Annotated in this window: 3 protein-coding genes; all 3 read left to right on the forward strand. The window is 58.5% G+C overall.

What is annotated here, in order from left to right; translation table 11 throughout:
- Positions 1-238: 238 nt before the first annotated feature.
- Positions 239-2,497 (forward strand): ATP-binding protein, encoded by a 2,259-nt coding sequence (locus Q0Z69_RS16575; RefSeq protein WP_298035510.1) that lies wholly within the window; start codon positions 239-241, stop codon positions 2,495-2,497.
- 78 nt (positions 2,498-2,575) lie between these two features.
- On the forward strand, positions 2,576-3,397 hold the full coding sequence (locus tag Q0Z69_RS16580) for an Mrp/NBP35 family ATP-binding protein (RefSeq protein WP_298035511.1): 822 nt from the start codon (positions 2,576-2,578) through the stop codon (positions 3,395-3,397).
- A 193-nt stretch (positions 3,398-3,590) separates the two neighbouring features.
- Entirely contained in the window at positions 3,591-4,169 is a 579-nt protein-coding gene (locus Q0Z69_RS16585; RefSeq protein ID WP_298035512.1) for a xanthine phosphoribosyltransferase, read from the forward strand.
- The last annotated feature ends 557 nt before the right edge of the window (positions 4,170-4,726 follow it).

The raw sequence follows: 4,726 nt of genomic DNA on the forward strand, positions 1-4,726 counted from the left end.
AGCGGCCGTCATCCGTCCGGGCTGTCAGACAGCTTTGTTAGAATACCAAATCACCGCCCGTTTGTCAACTCCTTTTTCGCAATTTTTTTCGTTTTTTTAATACCGGCTATTTGCCCCGCTTATTTCCGTAATATCCTTGGGCAAAACACCTAGGTAAAATGGAAAACGCTCTGGGCAAATCCAGCTATCAGTGTTATAATATCTCATTATAAAATTTCTATACATGGGAGGGGTCCTTTTGCTGATCCAACGCATGGCCGCCACATTCGGCAAACTTCAGGGGCAGACCCTGGAATTGAAAAAGGGCCTGAATATCCTAGCGGCCCCCAACGAGACCGGCAAATCCACATGGTGTGCCTTTCTGCTGTCCATGTTCTATGGCATCAACAGCCGGGAACGGGACAAGGCTGGTTTTATTGCTGACAAAAATCGCTATGCCCCCTGGTCGGGCTCCGCCATGAGCGGACGCCTGGACTGCGAGACCGCTTTGGGCAATCTGACTCTGCTCCGTGCGACCCGCCGGCAGGCCAGCCCCATGGGCGAATTTCAGGCGGTATTCGCCGGAACCGGCGACTCCATACCGGAGCTGACAGGACAAAACTGCGGTGAAGCACTTTTGGGCGTCAGTCGGGAGGTCTTTGAGCGCAGCGCTTTCATCCGCCAGAGCGGGCTGTCCATCAGCCAGGATGCCGGCTTGGAGCGCCGCATCGCCGCTCTCATCACCTCCGGTGAGGAGGATACCTCTTATTCCGAGGCCGCCGACACATTAAAAAAACAGCTAAACCGCCGCCGCCACAACAAGACCGGACAGATCCCCACACTGGAAACAGAGCTGCGGGAGGCGGGGCAGCAGCTGTCCCAGATGGAGTATCTGGAGCAGCAGCTGGCGGAGGCACGGGCGAAGGCAGAAGCATTGACCGTCCAGAAAGAAGCTCTGTCCGACGAGCTGGAGCAGGTGGACTACTGGGAGAGCCTGCGGCAGAGGCGAGCCTTGGCCGAGGCGGAATCGGAAGCTAAGCGGGCAGAAGAACAGGCCAACGAGCTGCGGCGGCGCATGGAGGCGGACCACATCCCGGAAAACGAGACTATTGGCCGTCTGCGGGGAGCCATCGTCAATCTGGAGACTGTGCGGAAGTCTGTGGCCAAGGCCCGGACGGAGCGGGACGGGGCCGCCGAGGCCCTGTTGCGGGCGGAGGCCGCCGTCAGCGAAAGTCCCTTCGCTGGGCAGACGGCAGAGCAGGCCCGCCGGAGCGCCGCCGAGCCTCCGGAGCCTGCCAATTGGAACAAGCTGCCCAGCCTGCTCATGAGCATTGCTGGTTTCATCGCCGCCGCATTTGTCGGATACTTTTTGGATCAGGTCCTTGCCGTCCATTCCTGGCACCTCGCCGCCTCTATCGCTGTTTTTCTGGTATTGGACTTCGCAGTTGTCTTGGTCGCCGATCGTCTGCGGTGCCGCGCCAAGCACGCGGCCCAGGACTCGACGCTTCAAAAGCGGTTCGGCACCAGTGACCAAACAGAGATCGCCGCTCTGGCGGACACCTATATAAAGCGATGCGAAGCCCGGGACGTCGCCCAGGCAGAGGCTGACAAACGCTCCGCCACCGCCGAGGCCCTGTATGCCTCCCTGTCCTCCAATGAGCAGGGTATCCTGCTGGAAATCCGCCGCTTTGCCCCCGCCGCCTTTGATGTGTCCACCGCCGACAGTTTGCTGCGCCAGTGTGCCGTCCGCCGCCGGGAGTTGGCGGACGCAGAAGGCCGCGCCGTCAAAGCCCGGATGCGCTGCGACCTGCTGTCTCAGCAGGCTCCGAAGATCGTGGGAACCGGCGATGTGGACGATACGCCAGAACCTCCCCAACGCCCCCGGGAGGCTGTCACAGCAGAGCTAGAGACAGTGCGGGCCTCCCTGGCCGCCGCCCGCTCCAGCGCTGACCGGCTGGAAGGACAGCTGCGCGCCCTAGGGGACCCGGTGGTGCTGCGCTCCTCTGCTCAGCTCACAGCAGAACAGCTTCAAACCCTAGCAAAAGAATACGATTCTCTCTGTCTGGCTATGGAAGCGCTGAATCGTGCCAACGCTTCCATACAAGCCCGCTTTTCCCCCGCCCTGGGTCGCCGGACCGCTGAAATCTTCAAAGAGCTGTCCGCCGGGCGGTACAGCGGCGTGGTGCTGGACAGGACCCTGCACCTTTCCGCCGAACCGGTGGGTGACACCATCTATCGGGATTCCGCCCTGCTGTCCGCCGGTGCCGCGGATCAGCTGTATCTGGCCGCTCGGCTGGCCATCTGCGAGCTGGTGCTGCCGTTGGAGGACCCGGCGCCCATCATTCTGGACGACGCCTTGGCTAATTTCGATGACGCCCGCTGCGCGGCCGCCCTACAATGGCTGAAAAAGGAGGCGGAGCGCCGCCAGATCCTGCTGTTCACCTGTCACAGCCGGGAGGCGGACTTCTTTGCAGGTGATGAGGAAGTTTTTGTCCAGCGGTTGACGGAAGCGGTATAATGGGTATAAGATAACGGATGAACTATACAATATAAATAAATGCTAAATGCGCAAGCGGAAAAAGGAGATATCATCAACATGAGCGAATGCACCCATGACTGCGCTTCCTGCGGCGAGAGCTGCAGCGAGCGGCAGGAAACCCAATCCCTGCTGAAGGAGCACAATCCCAACGCCCGAGTCGGCAAAGTCTATGGCGTCGTCTCCGGCAAAGGCGGTGTGGGCAAGTCCATGACCACCAGCCAGTTGGCCGTCATCATGCGCCGCCGGGGCTATCAGGTGGGCGTGCTGGACGCCGACGTCACCGGTCCCTCCATCCCCAAGGTCTTTGGCCTTCACGGGCAGGCTATGGGCAGTGAGGACGGCCTCTACCCCATGGAGACCCGCACCGGCATCCAGGTCATGTCCACCAATCTGCTGCTGCCTAACGAGACGGACCCGGTCATCTGGCGCGGCCCCGTCATCTCCGGCGTGGTCCAGCAGTTCTGGACTGACGTGCTGTGGAACTGCGACTATCTATTTGTGGATATGCCACCAGGCACTGGCGATGTATCCCTCTCTGTGTTCCAGTCCATCCCGTTGGACGGCATCCTTGTGGTAGCCTCTCCCCAGGAGCTGGTCTCCATGGTGGTGGAAAAAGCGGTCAAGATGGCGGAGATGATGGAGGTGCCCATTCTAGGCGTGGTAGAGAACATGAGCTACGTTCTCTGCCCCGACTGCGGCAAAAAACTCCATATCTTTGGCCAGGGCAAGACCCGGGAGGCCGCTGCCCGCCACGAGCTGCCAGTGCTGGCGGAGATGCCCATCGATCCCGCCCTGGCCGCTCTGGCCGACGCTGGAGACATCGAGTCCTTCCAGGGAAGCTGGCTGGACGGCGCCGCCGACGCGCTGGAAACCCGATAAAGAAATCCGCGCCGCGGGCATCCACGGCGCGGATTTTCCATTTTGTCCATTTTATACAATAATATGTACTACCTTTTTTGCGGATGCTTCTTGTTTTTGTGCGGAAAAGCAGTTGCAAAATCGGGAATAATTGGAGATAATAAAGAGACAGTCGACGTTTTCTTACAAACGAACTATAAGGGGGAACTTTCCAATGCAGGAATTGAAGGAGCGCATCGTCAAAGAGGGCAAGGTGCTGCCCGGCAACATCATCAAGGTAGACGGCTTTCTGAACCACCGCATTGATACCGAACTGATGGACCACATCGCCGAGGAGTTCGGCAGGCATTTCAACATGGACGAAGTCACCATGATCCTCACCGCCGAGGCCTCCGGTATCGCTCTGTCCGCCGTGGTGGCCAGTCACTTCCACAAGCCCATGATCTTCGCCAAGAAAGCCAAGAGCGACAACATCGAGGGCGGCCTGTACCAGAGCGACATCTTCTCCTATACGTATAAGAAAAAGGTCACCCTGCTGGTCAGCAAGGAGTGGCTGAGCGCCGATGACAAGGTGCTCATCATCGACGATTTTATGGCCAACGGCGAAGCCATGCGGGGCCTGTGCGACATCGTGGCTGCCGCCGGAGCGACCCTGGTGGGCATCGGCTGCGCCGTGGAAAAGGGCTTCCAGGGCGGCGGCGACCGCCTGCGGGCCGCCGGGGTCAACCTGAAGTCCCTGGCCGTCATCGAGAGCGCCGAGCCGGGCCATATCGTTTTCCGGGAGGACAACTGAGGCGCTGCATCTTCAGGGCCGCCGCACAGCGTGCCTTCGGCCAGTCCCCTTTACCAGCCCCTTTATAAGGAAGGCTTGAAAATCCCCATAAGAACATCGTACGGTCAGCGTCTGAGAGGTGCTGACCGTACGCTCCATCTGCGCCTGTTTCTCCTGTTTTTGGCTCAGTTTTCTCAGGATTTCCTTCTGGAACACAGAGCAGAGATTCCCTCCGGGCGTTGACGGGGCCTCCTGATAAACGCACTCTAGAACAAGTTTGAGATAGATGAATAGCAAAAAGCCCTTACCGACACTGTATCGGTAAGGGCTTTCCAATATGGATTTTCCCAACTTTAAGCCGTCCAGGAGCGCTCCTGATCTGCGATCCACTGGGGTACAGAATGATACGGCATATGGGGAACGTTATCAAATCGTTATCAAAAGGGACCTGCAAAACCGTGGAAGTTTTGCGCCGCAACGGGTTCATGGTTTTAAAAATTCATTCCCACTCGCAAAGTGAAATTCAATTCTAACCGTTTTTGCTTGGGGGATTTGATACCATTTGATTTTTCCTGATA

The sequence above is a fragment of the uncultured Dysosmobacter sp. genome (genome assembly GCF_947631165.1).
Classification (GTDB): Bacteria; Bacillota; Clostridia; order Oscillospirales; family Oscillospiraceae; genus Oscillibacter.

Bases quoted from the DNA above. Each gene is read 5' to 3' on its own strand.
- Q0Z69_RS16585 (WP_298035512.1), top strand. From the start codon at position 3,591: ATGCAGGAATTGAAGGAGCGCATCGTCAAAGAGGGCAAGGTGCTGCCC.
- Q0Z69_RS16580 (WP_298035511.1), top strand. From the start codon at position 2,576: ATGAGCGAATGCACCCATGACTGCGCTTCCTGCGGCGAGAGCTGCAGC.